Annotated in this window: 26 protein-coding genes, 2 tRNA genes, 1 rRNA gene and 1 pseudogene; all 30 read left to right on the forward strand. The window is 58.0% G+C overall.

The features are described from left to right. The first annotated feature begins 6 nt into the window (after nt 1-6). A complete protein-coding gene (rplD, locus tag U5K31_01730) occupies nt 7-651 on the forward strand; it encodes a 50S ribosomal protein L4 (protein ID MDZ7771453.1) in 645 nt (214 codons plus the stop codon). Beyond that, complete coding sequence (gene rplW, locus U5K31_01735) at nt 651-947, forward strand: 50S ribosomal protein L23 (GenBank protein MDZ7771454.1); 297 nt, start codon at nt 651-653, stop codon at nt 945-947. The genes rplD and rplW overlap by 1 nt, the downstream gene beginning before the upstream one ends. 18 nt (nt 948-965) lie before the next feature. Then, nucleotides 966-1,799 carry a 50S ribosomal protein L2 gene (rplB, locus tag U5K31_01740; GenBank protein ID MDZ7771455.1) on the forward strand — a complete coding sequence of 278 codons (834 nt, stop codon included), beginning with the start codon at nt 966-968 and terminating at the stop codon, nt 1,797-1,799. A gap of 8 nt (nt 1,800-1,807) precedes the next feature. Continuing rightward, nucleotides 1,808-2,101 carry a 30S ribosomal protein S19 gene (gene rpsS / locus U5K31_01745; protein ID MDZ7771456.1) on the forward strand — a complete coding sequence of 98 codons (294 nt, stop codon included), beginning with the start codon at nt 1,808-1,810 and terminating at the stop codon, nt 2,099-2,101. Nucleotides 2,102-2,134: 33 nt separating this feature from the next. After that, nucleotides 2,135-2,497: a 50S ribosomal protein L22 gene (rplV, locus tag U5K31_01750; GenBank protein ID MDZ7771457.1), complete on the forward strand. Its 363-nt coding sequence runs from the start codon at nt 2,135-2,137 to the stop codon at nt 2,495-2,497. A gap of 12 nt (nt 2,498-2,509) precedes the next feature. Continuing rightward, entirely contained in the window at nt 2,510-3,244 is a 735-nt protein-coding gene (gene rpsC / locus U5K31_01755; protein MDZ7771458.1) for a 30S ribosomal protein S3, read from the forward strand. 26 nt (nt 3,245-3,270) lie between these two features. Next, nucleotides 3,271-3,693: a 50S ribosomal protein L16 gene (rplP, locus tag U5K31_01760; GenBank protein ID MDZ7771459.1), complete on the forward strand. Its 423-nt coding sequence runs from the start codon at nt 3,271-3,273 to the stop codon at nt 3,691-3,693. Nucleotides 3,694-3,712: 19 nt separating this feature from the next. Continuing rightward, nucleotides 3,713-3,919 (forward strand): 50S ribosomal protein L29, encoded by a 207-nt coding sequence (gene rpmC / locus U5K31_01765; protein MDZ7771460.1) that lies wholly within the window; start codon nt 3,713-3,715, stop codon nt 3,917-3,919. A 7-nt stretch (nt 3,920-3,926) separates the two neighbouring features. Further along, nucleotides 3,927-4,190 (forward strand): 30S ribosomal protein S17, encoded by a 264-nt coding sequence (gene rpsQ / locus U5K31_01770; protein ID MDZ7771461.1) that lies wholly within the window; start codon nt 3,927-3,929, stop codon nt 4,188-4,190. Between the two features lie 79 nt (nt 4,191-4,269). Then, nucleotides 4,270-4,638, forward strand: a complete 369-nt coding sequence (gene rplN, locus U5K31_01775; protein MDZ7771462.1) for a 50S ribosomal protein L14 — start codon at nt 4,270-4,272, stop codon at nt 4,636-4,638. 50 nt (nt 4,639-4,688) lie between these two features. Next, a complete protein-coding gene (rplX, locus tag U5K31_01780; GenBank protein MDZ7771463.1) occupies nt 4,689-5,012 on the forward strand; it encodes a 50S ribosomal protein L24 in 324 nt (107 codons plus the stop codon). 12 nt (nt 5,013-5,024) lie between these two features. Further along, nucleotides 5,025-5,576: a 50S ribosomal protein L5 gene (gene rplE / locus U5K31_01785; protein MDZ7771464.1), complete on the forward strand. Its 552-nt coding sequence runs from the start codon at nt 5,025-5,027 to the stop codon at nt 5,574-5,576. Nucleotides 5,577-5,596: 20 nt separating this feature from the next. Beyond that, a complete protein-coding gene (rpsN, locus tag U5K31_01790) occupies nt 5,597-5,866 on the forward strand; it encodes a 30S ribosomal protein S14 (GenBank protein ID MDZ7771465.1) in 270 nt (89 codons plus the stop codon). An 18-nt stretch (nt 5,867-5,884) separates the two neighbouring features. Continuing rightward, nucleotides 5,885-6,277, forward strand: coding sequence for a 30S ribosomal protein S8 (rpsH, locus tag U5K31_01795; protein ID MDZ7771466.1), 393 nt, complete (start codon nt 5,885-5,887; stop codon nt 6,275-6,277). A 16-nt stretch (nt 6,278-6,293) separates the two neighbouring features. Beyond that, nucleotides 6,294-6,851: a 50S ribosomal protein L6 gene (rplF, locus tag U5K31_01800; protein MDZ7771467.1), complete on the forward strand. Its 558-nt coding sequence runs from the start codon at nt 6,294-6,296 to the stop codon at nt 6,849-6,851. Between the two features lie 12 nt (nt 6,852-6,863). Further along, on the forward strand, nt 6,864-7,232 hold the full coding sequence (gene rplR, locus U5K31_01805; protein MDZ7771468.1) for a 50S ribosomal protein L18: 369 nt from the start codon (nt 6,864-6,866) through the stop codon (nt 7,230-7,232). Between the two features lie 13 nt (nt 7,233-7,245). Beyond that, entirely contained in the window at nt 7,246-7,770 is a 525-nt protein-coding gene (rpsE, locus tag U5K31_01810; protein MDZ7771469.1) for a 30S ribosomal protein S5, read from the forward strand. Between the two features lie 34 nt (nt 7,771-7,804). Further along, entirely contained in the window at nt 7,805-8,269 is a 465-nt protein-coding gene (rplO, locus tag U5K31_01815; GenBank protein ID MDZ7771470.1) for a 50S ribosomal protein L15, read from the forward strand. A 36-nt stretch (nt 8,270-8,305) separates the two neighbouring features. Further along, on the forward strand, nt 8,306-9,613 hold the full coding sequence (secY, locus tag U5K31_01820; protein ID MDZ7771471.1) for a preprotein translocase subunit SecY: 1,308 nt from the start codon (nt 8,306-8,308) through the stop codon (nt 9,611-9,613). Continuing rightward, nucleotides 9,613-10,428 (forward strand): type I methionyl aminopeptidase, encoded by an 816-nt coding sequence (map, locus tag U5K31_01825; protein MDZ7771472.1) that lies wholly within the window; start codon nt 9,613-9,615, stop codon nt 10,426-10,428. The genes secY and map overlap by 1 nt, the downstream gene beginning before the upstream one ends. Beyond that, on the forward strand, nt 10,421-10,639 hold the full coding sequence (infA, locus tag U5K31_01830) for a translation initiation factor IF-1 (GenBank protein ID MDZ7771473.1): 219 nt from the start codon (nt 10,421-10,423) through the stop codon (nt 10,637-10,639). Before map ends, infA begins: the two co-directional genes overlap by 8 nt. Nucleotides 10,640-10,665: 26 nt before the next feature. Next, nucleotides 10,666-10,782: a 50S ribosomal protein L36 gene (gene rpmJ / locus U5K31_01835; protein ID MDZ7771474.1), complete on the forward strand. Its 117-nt coding sequence runs from the start codon at nt 10,666-10,668 to the stop codon at nt 10,780-10,782. Nucleotides 10,783-10,800: 18 nt separating this feature from the next. After that, nucleotides 10,801-11,181, forward strand: coding sequence for a 30S ribosomal protein S13 (rpsM, locus tag U5K31_01840; protein MDZ7771475.1), 381 nt, complete (start codon nt 10,801-10,803; stop codon nt 11,179-11,181). 17 nt (nt 11,182-11,198) lie between these two features. Beyond that, a complete protein-coding gene (gene rpsK, locus U5K31_01845) occupies nt 11,199-11,606 on the forward strand; it encodes a 30S ribosomal protein S11 (GenBank protein ID MDZ7771476.1) in 408 nt (135 codons plus the stop codon). A gap of 21 nt (nt 11,607-11,627) precedes the next feature. Further along, complete coding sequence (rpsD, locus tag U5K31_01850) at nt 11,628-12,233, forward strand: 30S ribosomal protein S4 (protein MDZ7771477.1); 606 nt, start codon at nt 11,628-11,630, stop codon at nt 12,231-12,233. 30 nt (nt 12,234-12,263) lie between these two features. Continuing rightward, on the forward strand, nt 12,264-13,241 hold the full coding sequence (locus U5K31_01855) for a DNA-directed RNA polymerase subunit alpha (GenBank protein ID MDZ7771478.1): 978 nt from the start codon (nt 12,264-12,266) through the stop codon (nt 13,239-13,241). Nucleotides 13,242-13,264: 23 nt separating this feature from the next. After that, nucleotides 13,265-13,612 (forward strand): annotated as a pseudogene (gene rplQ / locus U5K31_01860) (50S ribosomal protein L17). Between the two features lie 396 nt (nt 13,613-14,008). Next, nucleotides 14,009-15,547: ribosomal RNA gene (locus U5K31_01865) — 16S ribosomal RNA — on the forward strand. A 100-nt stretch (nt 15,548-15,647) separates the two neighbouring features. Beyond that, nucleotides 15,648-15,722: transfer RNA gene (locus U5K31_01870), tRNA-Ile, on the forward strand. A gap of 48 nt (nt 15,723-15,770) precedes the next feature. Then, nucleotides 15,771-15,844: transfer RNA gene (locus U5K31_01875), tRNA-Ala, on the forward strand. Nucleotides 15,845-16,019: the final 175 nt, after the last annotated feature.

Raw genomic sequence — 16,019 nt, forward strand, 5'->3', positions numbered from 1 at the left:
GCAGCGATGAAGTTACCCATTTACACCATCGAAGGAGGCGACAGCGGCCGTGAGGCCGAGCTGAAGGACTCTATTTTCGCCATTGAACCCAACGAGACGGTGGTCTACGAAGACGTGCGCCGCTACATGGCCAATCAGCGCCAGGGCACGGCCAAGACCAAGGAACGCAGCGAAGTTCGAGGCGGCGGCCGCAAGGCCCACCGCCAGAAGGGGACGGGCATGGCCCGACGCGGATCTATCCGCTCTCCGCTGCTGAAGGGAGGAGGGACGGTCTTCGGGCCAAGTCCCCGCAGCTACACCGTCAAGATGACCCGCAAGATGCGCCAGCTGGCACGCAAGTCGGCCCTGACCGTAAAGGCGGAGGCCGGCGAGATCCGCATCATCGAGGACTTCCAGCTGGACGAACCCAGAACCCGGAAGGTGGCCGACCTGCTGAAGGCCCTTGAGCTGGAAGGCAAAAAGGTGCTCCTTCTGAGCGGGTCCACCGACCAGATTCTTTACAAGTCGGCCCGCAACATCCCGAAGGTCAAGGTGCTGGAAGGCAACAAGCCCAGCACCTACCAGATCCTTCATGCCGACGTCATCCTGATGCAGCAGAGCGCTCTTGACGCCCTGCAGGAATCCGTTGAACCCACCGAGGAGGCTGCCTGATGAAAGCAACCAAGATTCTACAGAAACCGCTTATCACCGAAAAGCTCACACGGCTGCAGGAAGAAGGCAAGTACGCCTTTAAAGTGAAGCGTGACGCCACCAAACCCGAAATAAAGCGGGCCGTGGAAGAGCGCTATCCTCATGTCAAAGTGCGCAAGGTTAACACCATGGTGATGCCTTCCAAGCCCAAGGGACGCTATACCAGCAGCGGGTACGTCGTGGGCCGCGAGAAAGTCTGGAAGAAAGCAATTGTAACCCTGAAGGATGGCGAAATAGACTTCTTCAGCGAAATCTAGGAAAACCGGTATTCCATTATGCCAACAAAGAAAATAAAACCGACCACGCCCGGATCGCGCCACCGCGTAGCGCCGGTCTTTGACGATGTCACGGTTGAGAAGCCGACGGTCAAGCGCCTGGTAAAAGGCAAGGGCAACACCGGCGGACGCAACAAACAGGGGAGGATGACCTCCCGGCACCGGGGCGGGGGACACAAGCGCCGCTACCGGGAAATCGATTTCAAGCGTGACAAAAACGACGTTCCGGCCAAGGTACAGACCATCGAATATGACCCGAACCGCTCTGCGCGTATCGCCCTGCTGGCCTACGCCGACGGAGAGAAGCGCTACATTATCGCCCCCAACAAGCTGAAGGTGGGCGATACGGTCATCAGCGGAGAACGGATAGAGCCGGACAACGGCAATGCCATGCCCCTGCAAAACATGCCGCCGGGTACGATTATCCATAACATCGAGCTGCATCCCCGCCAGGGCGCGCAGCTCTGCCGCAGCGCGGGCACCACGGCGCAGCTGGTCGCCAAGACCGACCGCTACGTTACCGTGAAGCTTCCCAGCGGGGAGATTCGCATGATCCTGGGTACCTGCTACGCTACGGTGGGCAGTACCAGCAATCCGGACCATTTTAACACTACGCTGGGCAAGGCCGGACGCAGCCGTTGGAAAGGCAAGCGTCCTTTCTCCCGCGGCGTGGCCAAGAACCCCGTCGACCACCCCATGGGCGGCGGCGAAGGCAAGGCCTCCGGCGGGCACCCGCGTTCTCCCTGGGGACAGTCGGCCAAAGGCAAGAAGACCCGTAAACGCAAGAAGCTGTCGGACCGCTACATCGTCCGCAGCCGAAAAAAGTCTAAATAACTTCTGTTATGCCAAGATCGCTAAGAAAAGGACCTTACGTCTACTACAAGCTGCGGCGTAAGATCGAAAGGATGAACCAGAGCGGAAAGAAGAACGTGATCAAAACCTGGTCGCGCAGCTCCATGGTCACCCCTGAATTCGTGGGACTGACCCTGGCCGTGCACAACGGCAAGCAGTTTATTCCGGTCTACATTACCGAGAATATGGTGGGTCATAAACTGGGCGAATTTGCCCCGACCCGAACCTTCCGGGGACACCCGGTCAAGAAGGCCGCCGATAAGTCACCGACCAAACGACTCTAAACCGCAGTACCCTGAATTATGGCAGATCAACCGTTGGAAGCTAGAGCAATACAGAAGCACCTGCGCAAGGCGCCCCGCAAGGTTCGCCTGGTGGTGGATGCGGTGCGCGGTGACAACGTAGCCAAGGCCCTCCGCAAGCTGGAGTTCACCAACAAGTCCTCCGCGCGGGACGTGGCCAAGGTGGTCAAGTCCGCCGCCGCCAACATCCGCGACAAGTTCCAGGAGGAGCGCCTCGACAACGGCGTGCTCTACATAAAGGAGATCTACGTGGACGAGGGCGCCACGCTGAAGCGCATTCAGCCGGCGGCCATGGGACGCGCCCACCAGATACGCAAGCGTACCTGCCACATTACCGTAGTGGTAGCCCGCAAGGAAGAGGAATTAGTTAACGAATAAAACGACAGTACTTTGGGACAAAAATCACATCCGATAGGCTTACGACTCGGCATCATTCGCGGCTGGGATTCCAACTGGTATTCCGAAGAGAATGAGCCTGAAATCCTCTACGAAGACACCAAGCTGCGGGAATATCTGCACACCCGTCTCCACAACGGCGGACTGTCGCGGGTGATTATCGAACGCACCCCCAAGCGCATTCTGCTCACCCTGAAAACCAGCCGTCCCGGCGTGATTATCGGGAAGGGGGGCGAACAGATCGAACTGCTGCGTGAGGAGCTCAAGAAAATCACCAGCAAGGAGGTGCAGATCAACGTCAGCGAAATCAAGCGTCCGGAGACCGACGCCAGCCTGGTGGCGCAGAACATCGCCCAGCAGCTGGAAGCGCGGATATCCTTCCGGCGCGCCATGAAAACGGCCATCTCCTCCGCCATGCGGATGGGTGCCGAAGGCATCAAGATCCGCTGCGCCGGTCGACTGGGCGGTGCCGAAATGTCCCGCACCGAGCAGTACCGCGAGGGCCGCGTGCCCCTGCACACGCTTCGCGCGGACATCGACTATTTTAATACCACCTCCAACACCATCTACGGCTCTATTGGCGTGACCGTCTGGATTTTCAAGGGCGAGGTGCTCGGCGATGTGGAACTCTCCCCCGGACCCGCCCACAGCAACAAGCAGGACGAAGGACGGGGCCGACGCGGAGGAGGCGGACGCCGTTCAAGCCGTCGTCGCCGACGCAATAATTAGAATCAACGACACGAAAGCAGAAGACCATGCTAGAACCCAAACGCCTACGCCGTCGACGGCAGCACCGGCGCAGCCTCAAGGGCAACGCGCACCGGGGACACACCCTCGCCCACGGCGACTTCGGACTCAAGGCTCTTGAGCCCAAGTACATTACCGCAAGGCAGATCGAATCGTGCCGTGTGGCCATCGCCCGCCATCTGCAGCGTGACGGGCAGACCTGGATTCGGATCTTTCCGGATCTGCCCAAGACCGCCCAGCCGGCCGAAACCCGGATGGGTAAAGGCAAGGGCGCCATCGAAAAGTACGTGGCCGTAGTCAAACCCGGCCGCATCCTCTTCGAAATCTCCGGGGTCTCCGAGGGGCTGGCCCGTGAAGCCATGAAGCGCGCCGATCACAAGCTGCCGATCAAAACCAAATTTATTGTCCGTCGCGACTACGACGGACCCTGAACTACACACCGCGAGTGATATGAAAGCAGAAGACATGCGAAATCTCACCATTGAGGAGCTGCAGGCCCGCGTGAAGGACGAGCAGAAGGCCATGCAGGACATGAAATTCAACAGCGCGGTGGCGGGTCAGATTGAGAATCCCGCCCGCGTGAAGATGACCCGACGCGAAATCGCACGCCTGAAGACGGTCATCACAGAAAAACAACAAGAAGAAAGTGCGCAGTAACCGAACTATGGCACAACCCGAACGAGCTCAACGACGACAGAGAACCGGCCGCGTAGTCAGCGACCGAATGGACAAGACGATCACCGTTGCCGTGGATCGTCAGGTGAAACATCCCATTTACGGCAAGTTCATCACCAAGACCACCAAGTACATGGCGCATGACGAGAACAACGACGCCCATATCGGCGACACCGTTCAGATCATGTCCACCCGTCCGCTTTCCAAGCGGAAGACCTGGAGGCTGGTGGAAGTCCTCGAACGGGCCAAGTAGAGTGGCTGCCAAACTTTGACAACCTGACCAGTTTGACCCCGAACTTTCGGGTGAAGCGTAAAAACGATTAGGAAAACCGATGGTACAGATTCAAACGAAACTAAATGTTGCTGACAACAGCGGTGCACGTGAGCTCATGTGCATCAAGGTGCTGGGGGACTCCCGGCGGCGTTACGCCCGCATAGGCGACTTGATCTCCTGTTCGGTCAAAAACGCCATCCCGGGCGGCACCGTCAAGAAAGGCGAGGTCGTCAAGGCCGTGGTTGTCCGCACCAAAAAGGAGATCCGGCGCCGCGACGGCAGCTACATCCGATTTGACGAAAACGCCGCCGTCGTCATCAACAAGGAGAACGAGCCTGTCGGCACCCGAATTTTCGGTCCGGTGGCCCGCGAGTTGCGCGAACGCAACTTCATGCGCATCGTCTCCCTGGCGCCCGAAGTACTTTAACCTACAGATCTACCCGCATCATGCCACGCAAGAAAAACCAAAGAAAGAAACTGCACGTTAAGAAAGGCGACCAGGTCAAGCTCATTGCCGGCAACGACAAAGGCCGCGAAGGCCGCGTGCTGGCGGTGTTCCCCAAGCGGGACCGCGTCCTGGTGGAGGGTATTAACATGCGTGTGCACCACGACAAGCCCACCCAGGAGAATCCCCAGGGAGGGCGCATCGAGCGTGAAATGGCGGTGCACATTTCCAACGTGATGGTAATCGACCCCACCACCGGCGAGCCCTCCCGCATCGGCCGCAAGAAAATCGACGAGGGCGGCAAATCCCGATGGGTACGCTATGCCAAGAAGAGCGGCGAGATTATAGACCAATAATTGAATCACCCAATGGCTGAAGCAAGACTACATACACTTTACAAGGACGAAATCATCGCGAAGCTTACCGAGGACTTCGACTACGAGAATCAAATGGCCGTGCCCCGGCTGGAGAAGATCGTGATCAACACCGGGGTGGGCGAGGCTGTGGAGAGCGAAAAGGTGCTCGACACCGTCACCGACAACCTGGCCCGCATCACCGGCCAGCGTCCCATGATGACACGCTCCAAAAAGTCCATCTCCAATTTCAAACTCCGTGAGGGCATGCCCATCGGGGCCAAGGTGACGCTGCGCCAGCGCATCATGTTTGAATTCCTGGACCGCCTGATCAACCTGGCCCTGCCGCGGACCCGCGATTTCCAGGGCGTCCCCGACAGGAGCTTTGATGGAAGGGGCAACTACACGCTCGGCATCAAGGAACACACCATTTTTCCCGAAATCGACACGGACAACGTGGACAAGATCCACGGTCTGGACGTAACCTTCGTGACAAGCGCCGAAACCGATGAGGAGGCCTACGCCCTGCTCAAGTATTTCGGAATGCCTTTTGTCAAACGGAACTAACACACAAGCAACGCACTGTTATGGCTAAGAAAGCTTGGATCGCACGCAACGAGAAGCGCAAGAAAACGGTCAAGAAATACGCCGAGAAGCGCCGCAAGCTCAAGGAGGAAGGCAAGTGGGAAGAGCTGCAGAAGCTCCCTCGTGACGCCAGCCCCACGCGGGTGAACAACCGCTGCAGCCTCACAGGCCGTTCCCGCGGTTACATCCGCAAGTACGGCGTCTCGCGCATCAAGTTCCGCGAGCTCGCCCTGGACGGCAAGATTCCCGGCGTACGAAAAGCCAGCTGGTAACTACCCAATAAACGCATCATGTTTGATCCCATATCCGATTACCTGACCCGTATCCGCAACGCCCAGCAGGCCGGCCACCGACGTGTGGACATACCCGCTTCCAAACTGAAGCGGGCCATGACCAAGATCCTGCTGGACAAGGGGTACATCAACAAATACATCAACATAGACGACGGCAAGCAGGGTGTTCTCCGGCTCTTCCTGAAGTACGATTCCTACGGGAAGCCGGTGATCAAGGACCTGAAGCGCCGCTCCAAGCCGGGCCTGCGCGAGTACCGCAGTTCCAACGAGATACCCCGTGCCCTCAACGGGCTCGGTATCGTCATCATGTCGACCTCCAGGGGCGTCATGACCGACAAGGAGGCCCGCAAGCTGAGTGTGGGCGGCGAAGTACTGTGCACTGTCTACTAACCAAGCCTTTAGAATTATGTCTCGTATCGGAAAACAGCCGATTGAATTGAAGGATAACGTGAAGTTCAGCATTGATGGCGACAATGTGGTCACCATCAAGGGTGATAAGGGGACCGACACCATCAAGGTGCATCCCAGCATCACCGTCAAGCAGAACGACCACGAGATCCTGGTAACTCGGAACTCCGAGGAGAAGCTGGACCGCTCCCTTCACGGGCTGACACGCTCGCTCATCGACAACATGGTGACCGGCGTGACGGAAGGCTACAAGAAGGAACTGGAAATCATTGGCGTGGGCTACCGCGCTTCCCTCAGCGGCGACGTACTGGAGCTGACCCTGGGATATTCCCATCCCATCTACTTCGTACCGCCCGAGGACGTCGACATTGAGGTGGATACCAAAACGAAGAAGAACCCGATGCTCATCGTCTCCGGTATCAACAAGGAGCTGGTGGGACAGGTTGCGGCCAAGATCCGATCGTTGCGTCCCCCGGAGCCCTATAAAGGTAAGGGCATCCGCTACGTGGACGAATGGGTACGCCGCAAAGCCGGTAAATCCGCCGCCAAAGCCTAACAGATACGCATTATGAATAAGAACCAAGTTAAGAATCAACGCAGAGCCAGAATCAAGCGGCGCATCCGGTCGACCATCAAAGGTACGGCCGACCGCCCCCGGCTCACCGTGTACAAAAGCAGCAAGCACCTGTACGCCCAGCTGGTCAACGACCGCCTGGGACATACCCTGGCCTCCTCCTCCACGGTCTCCAACGACCTCTCGGGGGAGCTGACGGGTAAGACCAAATCCGAGGCCGCCAAACTGGTGGGCGACGATCTCGCCGCCAAGGCGAAGGAGAAAGGCATCGACAAGGTGGTTTTCGACCGCAGCGGCTACCGCTACCACGGGGTGGTCAAGGCGCTGGCCGAAGGCGCCCGTGAAGCTGGACTAGACTTTTAAAACAGACGCTATTATGCCTAAAGTAAGAAGACGACATAACATCAAACCCGGCAACCTCAACCTCGAGGAGAAGCTGGTGCACATCAACCGCGTCTCCAAGGTGGTAAAGGGAGGGCGCCGCTTCAGCTTTAATGCCATCGTGGTGGTCGGCAACAAGGACGGGGTCGTGGGACACGGCCTCGGCAAGGCCAACGAGGTCTCCGACGCCATCCAGAAGGGCTTTGACAATGCCAAGAAGAACCTGATCAAGGTGCCCATGACCCGTACCGGGAGCATCTATCACAGCATCACCGGCAAGGAGGGCGCCGGCGAGGTGCTGCTTCGCCCCGCCTCCGACGGTACCGGCGTGATCGCCGGCGGACCGGTGAAGGCGCTGCTGGATATCGCGGGCATTACCAACATTCTCACCAAGTCCACCGGCTCGTCCAACCCGCACAACATGGTGAAGGCCACCTACAACGCCCTCAAAAACCTGACCGACCCCGTGGAAGTGGCCGAACGACGCGGCATCCCGGTGGAGAAGGTTTTCGAAGGCTAGGAAATATTCAAGGAACAGACTAAAGCACGAAACCATGGCTATCGATTTAAGCAACCTCGACGCCCCCAAGCCCAACCAGAAGAACAAGAAACGCATCGGGCGCGGACAGGGCACCGGCAAGGGCGGCCACACGGTCGGCCGCGGCCACAACGGCCAGCGGGCCCGCAGCGGGTTCAAGGTGCGGTTCTGGTTCGAAGGGGGACAGATGCCCCTGCAGCGCCGCATTCCCAAATTCGGTTTCATCAACCGCTTTCGCACCGAGTATGTCCCCCTGAACGTGGACCGGCTCGCGGCACTTCTCGAGGAGGGACGCCTGGGCGAGACGGTCACCATCGAAAACCTTAGGGAATCCGGCTTCCTCGCCAAGGATGAGCTGGTCAAGCTCCTGGGAGACGGTGAGATCGACGCCAAAGTGGACATCGAGGTCCACGCCTGCAGCGATTCAGCCCGAAAAAAAGTAGAAGAAGCCGGCGGTAGCGTAACCGTTACGGAAGACTGAACGCCACGCAAAACCAACCACTGACCAGACGCTCAGATGAGTCTCGTACAGAATTTCAGGAACATATTTAAGATTGAGGAGCTCAAGAACCGCATCCTCTATGTGGTCGGCATCCTGATGATCTACCGCATCGGCAGCTACGTGACCCTGCCGGGCATCGACGCCTCCCAGCTGGTCCAGCAGACCGGCAACGCATCCAGTCTCCTGGGACTGTTTGACATGTTTGTGGGGGGCGCCTTCTCGCGGGCCGGCGTCTTCGCCCTGGGCATCATGCCCTACATTACCGCCGCCATTATCATCCAGCTCATGGGCGCGGTGGTACCCTATTTCCAGAAGCTTCAGCGCGAAGGGGAGGAGGGCAAGCGCAAGATCAACCGTCTGACCCGCTACGGAACCGTAGGTATTACGGCCGTGCAGGCAGTAGGCTTCGCCATCAACCTGATGGCCACCTCCCCCAACGCCGTGGTAGTAAGCACTTTTACCTTCGTGATGACCTCTGTGATTATTCTCACGGCGGGCACCACCTTCGTGATGTGGCTGGGCGAGCGCATCACCGAGCGGGGCATAGGCAACGGGATTTCCATCCTGATCATGATCGGGATCATCGCCGCACTGCCGGTCAACTTCTACAACGAGATCACCACCAAGGGCAACATGGTGATCGTGCTGATTGAGGTGGCCGCCCTGGTCATCGTGATCGCCGGTTGCGTGCTGTTGACGCAGGGCGTGCGCAAGATTCCCGTGCAGTACGCCAAGCGGGTGGTCGGCCGAAAGGTATACGGCGGCACCACCCAGTACCTGCCGCTGAAAGTGAACTCGGCCGGCGTGATGCCCATCATCTTCGCGCAATCCATCATGTTTATTCCCAGCACCGTCGCGACCTTTTTCCCCGACAATGAGACGGTGCAGTGGCTGACGGCCTGGTCGAGCGACTTCACGGGCATCACCTACTCGATTATCTTCTTTTTCATCTGCATGTTCTTCACCTATTTCTACACGGCCATCGCCATCAACCCGAAAGAGATGGCCGACACCATGAAACGCCAGGGCGGATTTATCCCCGGCGTACGGCCCGGCAAGCAGACCGTCGAGTTTATTGACAACATCCTGACCAAGGTCACCCTGCCCGGCGCCATCTTTCTGAGCTTCGTGGCCATCCTGCCCGCCTTCGCGGCGCGGCTGGGCGTCACACCCGGGTTTTCCATGTTCTACGGCGGGACCAGCCTGCTCATTATTGTGGGCGTCGCGCTGGACACGCTCCAGCAGATTGAAAGCCACCTCATGATGCGTCACTACGACGGCTTCATGAAGACGGGCAAAATGAAAGGACGGCGCCGTTCCTGATGATCTACCTCAAGAGCGAATCGGAAATAGAGAAGATGCGCGAGAGCGCGCTGATCGTCTCCCGCACCCTGGGCCTCGTGGCCAGGTATATTGAGCCGGGAGTGAGTACCGCGCGCCTGAACGGCATCGCCGAGGAGTTCATCGAAGGGGAGGGCGGAGAGCCCGTGTTCAAGGGCTACGGTCCGAAAGGCAATCCCTTCCCGGCCGCGCTCTGCATCTCCATTAACGAGGAGGTGGTGCACGGCATCCCCAGCGAGGACCGCGTGCTGGACGAAGGAGATATCGTTTCGGTTGACTGCGGCGTCGTCAAGAACGGCTACGTGGGCGATCACGCCTACACTTTCCCGGTAGGGGAGGTGGACGAGGAGAGTCGGCGGCTGCTTCAGGTTACCCGGGAGTCGCTGGAGAAAGCCATTGATCAGGCTGTTCACGGCAACCGGGTGGGAGACATCTCCCATGCGGTGCAGAGCCACTGCGAAGACGCCGGTTTCGGGGTGGTGCGCGACCTGGTGGGACACGGGCTGGGACGCTCGCTGCACGAGGATCCCTCCGTGCCCAACTTTGGGCGAAAGGGCCGCGGCGAACGCCTGCGAAGCGGCATGACCCTCGCCATTGAGCCCATGATTACTGCGGGCTCCTGGAAGGTGCGTACCCTGGAGGACGGATGGACGGTGGTGACTGCCGACGGAAGCCGTGCGGCGCACTTTGAGCACGACGTGGTCATACGCGATGGGGAGGCTGATATTTTGAGTACTTTTGATTATATTGACGGGATAGCCAAAAGACGAATTAACACCGAGATAGCCAATGGCTAAAGAAGAGCCAATTAAACAGGACGGCGAAATTGTAGAGGCTCTGCCCAACGCACAGTTTCGGGTGGAGCTGGACAACGGCCACAAGATCCTGGCCCATGTGTCCGGCAAAATGAGAATGCACTATATCAAAATACTCCCAGGCGACCGTGTCGCCGTGGAGATGTCTCCCTACGACCTGAGCAAAGGTCGCATTACATACCGCTATAAATAAATACCAAGTTAAAACAACTGCATGTTATGAAGACCAAGTCTTCCGTAAAGAAAAGAAGTCCCGACGACAAGATCGTACGTCGCCACGGACGCGTATATGTTATCAATAAGAAGAATCCTCGCCATAAGCAGCGGCAAGGATAAGAAAGCAAACAAAGCTCTATGGCAAGAATAGCTGGAATTGACTTACCTAAGGAGAAGCGCGGCGAAATCGGCCTGACCTATATTTTCGGCATAGGCCGCTCCACCGCCCAGGACATCCTTGACGACCTGGATATTGACCGGGGCACCAAGGTAAAGGACTGGACGGATGATCAGGTGTCCGCCCTGCGCAGTATAATTGACGCCGAATACAAAGTGGAAGGCTCCCTGCGCACGGAGGTCAACCAGAACATTCGCCGTCTTATTGAGATCGGTTCCTATCGCGGGAACCGTCACCGCAAGGGCCTGCCGGTGCGCGGACAGCGCACGCGGACCAACGCCCGGACACGGAAAGGCAAGCGCCGCACCGTTGCGGGCAAGAAGACAGCTCCTAAAAAATAACAGACCCGAGATTATAAATGGCTAAAAGAGAACGTAAAAGTGCAGATTCCTCCAAGAAGAAACGGAGGAAACAGCTCTCCGATCCCAACGGGATGGTCTTTATCAAGGCCACCTTCAACAATGTGCTGGTGACCATCACCGATGCGAACGGCAACGCCCTGTCATGGTCGTCCGCCGGCAAGGAGGGCTTCAAGGGATCGCGCAAGAACACCCCATACGCCGCACAAATGAGTGCGGGGACGGCGGCCACCGCCGCTTACGAAATGGGGCTTCGCCGCGTGGAGGTATTCGTCAAGGGACCCGGATCGGGCCGCGAGGCAGCCATCCGCGCCCTGGCATCCAGCGGTCTGGAGGTTACCACCATCAAGGACCGAACGCCGATACCCCACAACGGCTGCCGCCCGCCGAAACGCAGAAGAGTATAACCGAGTCAGCAGACACCAGACATGGCACGATACAGAGGACCCAAACAGAAGAAAGCCCGACGCTTCCGGGAGCCGATTTTCGGCCCCAGCAAGGCACTCGAGCGTAAACCCTACGGCCCCGGACAGCACGGCCGTTCGCGCTACTCCCGCAAGTCGGAGTACGCCATCCAACTCGAAGAGAAGCAGAAGGCCAAGTACACCTACGGGCTGCTGGAGAAGCAGTTTTCGAATCTTTTTGACAAAGCCAGCGCCAAGGACGGCGTGACCGGCGAAATTCTCCTGCAATACCTGGAAGGACGCCTGGACAATACGGTCTTTCGCCTGGGACTGGCCAGCACGCGCCGCCAGGCCCGCCAGCTTGTCAGCCACAAGCACATGGTGGTCAACGGTGAGGTTGTCAACATACCCAGTTACGCGCTGAAGCCGGGCGACGTCGTTTCGGTACGTCCCAAATCGCGCAATCTGGAAGTGATAGAGGACTCCCTTCAGCATGCGCCTACCAGCAAGTACAAGTGGCTGGAGATCGACAAGAAATCCAAGACGGGTAAGTTTCTCAATTACCCTTCCCTGGAGGAGATCCCCGAGAACATCAACGTACAGCTCATCGTCGAGCTTTACTCCAAGTAATTGTAACCAGCAAGCTACTACGCTTCTATTATGAGCAACTACAGCATACAAATGCCTGAAGCGCTTCAGGTGGAAGAATCCAGCGATAATTTCGGTACCTTCGTACTGCAGCCGCTGGAGCGTGGATTCGGCGTGACCATCGGCAACTCCTTCCGCCGCATCCTTCTCTCCTCTCTCCCCGGCATTGCCATCAACGCCATTAAGATTAACGGCGTGGAGCACGAGTATTCCAGCATCAAGGGGGTCAAGGAGGACGTCTACGAAATCATCCTGAACCTTAAGGAGATCCGCTTCAAACAGCTCGAGCAGAGCAGCGGCGTCGTCCACCTGACCAAGAAAGGGGAGGGCGTGCTGACCGCCGGTGACATTGCCGAAACGACGGCCGATTACGAGGTCCTGAACCCGGACCAGCTCATCGCGACCATGTCCGAGGACGCCGAGATCGAAATGGAACTTCGCGTGGGACGCGGGCGCGGCTACGTGCCCTCCGAGGAGCAGGACATCGATACCGAGGACGATGTGACCCTTATCCCCATCGACGCCATTTATACGCCGATCAAGCAGGTTAAATACGACGTGGACAATGTGCGCGTGGGACAGCGGACCGATTACGAGAAACTGACCGTGCATGTGACCACCGACGGTTCGGTGAACGCCAAGGAGGCGCTCACCATCGCGGGCAAAATCCTGAAGGAACACATCGAGAAATTCATTACCGAAAAGATCGACGAGCCCTTCACCCAGGAAGAGGAGGAGGTCGATGCGGAGAAACAGCGCATCGCCAACCTGCTGAAAACCAGCATAGAAGACCTCAATCTGAGCGTGCGGGCCTACAACTGCCTGAAATCCGCCAACATCAACACCATCGGGGAGCTGGTCTCCCGCGACGAGCAGGACCTGCTGAAGTTTCGCAACTTCGGCAAAAAGTCTCTGGCGGAGCTGGTGGAAGTCATCGAGGACAAGAACCTCCACTTCGGCATGGACGTCTCGAAATACCTGGATACGTAATATTCTAAAGATTTAGCCAAGCCATGCGTCATCTGATTAAAGGAAGAAAACTGGGCCGCACGCCCTCCCACAGGAAAGCTACACTGAGCGCCCTGTCGGTGGCCCTGATCAAGCAGCACCGTATCAAGACCACGGTGCCCAAGGCCAAGGAGCTTCGCACCTTTGTGGAGCCCCTCATCACCAAGGCCAAGGAGGACACCACCCACAACCGCCGCCAGGTCTTTTCCAAACTGAAAGACAAGCAGGCGGTCACCCATCTTTTCGATGAAGTGGCCCAGAAGGCCATGGACCGTCCCGGCGGATACACCCGGGTGATCAAGCTGGGCTACCGCTCCGGCGACAATGCGCATATGGCCGTCATCGAGCTGGTCGACTACAACGACATCAAGCCCGAGGACAGCAAGAAAACAAGTCGCACGCGTCGGGCAGGCAAGTCGAAAAAGACCACCTCAGCATCGCCTGACAGCGGCGGAGAGGAAGCTTCCGAGGGGTAGTTCAGGGTACCTTTTTCCCCGCCGCGCAGGAGCTTTTTCCCAGCGGCCGAATCCCTGCCATTTCTTAACGATTATTTTACGCTTTCTTTTGGATAAGGTAACATTATGCCTTATCATTGTGCCGCTCCTGAAGCAGGGAGCAACACCGTTCTTTGACATGCTGGAATACAGAGACGATCGCACGTCGAGCCCTTGTCATCCCGACAATAGTTGGGAGCGACATAGGAAAACGTTACGGGCTGGGTTCAACACTCTATATTAAGGTGTACTCTTACAATGGAGAGTTTGATCCTGGCTCAGGACGAACGCTGGCGGCGGGCTTAACACATGCAAGTCGCGGGAGAAGCGTCCCTTCGGGGACGTGGAGACCGGCGGATGGGTGAGTAACGCGTAGGCAATTTGCCTGAAGGACGGGGATAACATGCCGAAAGGCATGCTAATACCCGATGATGCAGCGGGGTCGCATGACCACAGTTGTTAAAGGCTTCGGCCACCTTCAGAGGAGCCTGCGTGCCATTAGCTAGTTGGTAGGGTAACGGCCTACCAAGGCGATGATGGCTAGGGGGTCTGAGAGGATGATCCCCCACACTGGGACTGAGACACGGCCCAGACTCCTACGGGAGGCAGCAGTGAGGAATCTTGCGCAATGGGGGCAACCCTGACGCAGCCACGCCGCGTGCCGGAAGACGGCCCTACGGGTTGTAAACGGCTTTTACTGGGGAAGAACCCGGGTCTTTCGAGACCCGCTGACGGTACCCAGAGAATAAGCACCGGCTAACTCCGTGCCAGCAGCCGCGGTAATACGGAGGGTGCAAGCGTTGTCCGGAATCATTGGGTGTAAAGGGTGCGCAGGCGGAAGCCTAAGTCGGAGGTGAAATCTTGCCGCTTAACGGTAAAATGGCCTTCGATACTGGGTTTCTTGAGTCCAGAAGAGGTCGGTGGAATTCGTGGTGTAGCGGTGAAATGCATAGAGATCACGAAGAACACCAGTGGCGAAGGCGGCCGACTGGTCTGGAACTGACGCTGAGGCACGAGAGCGTGGGGAGCGAACAGGATTAGATACCCTGGTAGTCCACGCCGTAAACGATGTATGCTAGTTGTTGGCCCTTCGGGGTCAGTGACGCAGTTAACGCAGTAAGCATACCACCTGGGGAGTACGTCCGCAAGGATGAAACTCAAAGGAATTGACGGGGGCCCGCACAAGCGGTGGAGCATGTGGCTTAATTCGATGCAACGCGAAGAACCTTACCCAGGCTAAATCTCGGGCGACCGGTCCTGAAAGGGACCTTCCCTTCGGGGCGGCCGAGAAGGTGCTGCATGGCTGTCGTCAGCTCGTGCCGTGAGGTGTTGGGTTAAGTCCCGCAACGAGCGCAACCCCTGTGGTTAGTTACCAGCACGTAATGGTGGGGACTCTAGCCAGACTGCCTACGCAAGTAGTGAGGAAGGTGGGGACGACGTCAAGTCATCATGGCCCTTACGTCTGGGGCTGCACACGTGCTACAATGGATGGTCCAGTGGGAAGCGACCGCGCGAGCGGCAGCAGATCCCCAAAACCATTCCCAGTTCGGATTGGAGTCTGCAACTCGACTCCATGAAGCCGGAATCGCTAGTAATCGCGTATCAGCAACGGCGCGGTGAATACGTTCCCGGGCCTTGTACACACCGCCCGTCAAGCGATGGAAGTCAGGAGTACCTGATGCGGCCGGGCCAATTCCCTTCGGGGAAAGGCAGGTCGTTAGGGTAAGCCTGGTGACTGGCGCTAAGTCGTAACAAGGTAGCCGTACCGGAAGGTGCGGCTGGATCACCTCCTTTTTGAGGGAGAACCGGCCCGTAGCGGCTCGTCGTGTGATCGTCTGTGTATTCCAGCCAGGCCGGCCTGCCGGCCCCAAACCGGTGGTTCCCCCACGTATTTGGGCTTGTAGCTCAGGCTGGTTAGAGCGCACGCCTGATAAGCGTGAGGTCGGAGGTTCAACTCCTCCCAAGCCCACTCGGCCGGCCGCCCCCCCGGGGGCGTCCGGCCAGCCGGGGCGCCCCTGGGGCTATAGCTCAGTTGGCTAGAGCACCTGCTTTGCAAGCAGGGGGTCGTCGGTTCGAATCCGACTAGCTCCACAGGTAGGCCGCCCGGGGGTGTTTGTTGGTTGTTGATGTGTTGCGCGCCGATGTTTAGGGCGGGATCTCCCTTGGGAGCTCCCGCCCGGAGCATCCGTGCTCCGGTGTTCTTTGACGTAGTGGAATAGCTGATAGGTTATAAGGTTAAGATCGAGCGTCGATCGAGCAAGGCGCT

The sequence above is a fragment of the Balneolaceae bacterium genome, from assembly GCA_034521445.1.
Lineage (GTDB): Bacteria > Bacteroidota > Rhodothermia > Balneolales > Balneolaceae > JAXHMM01.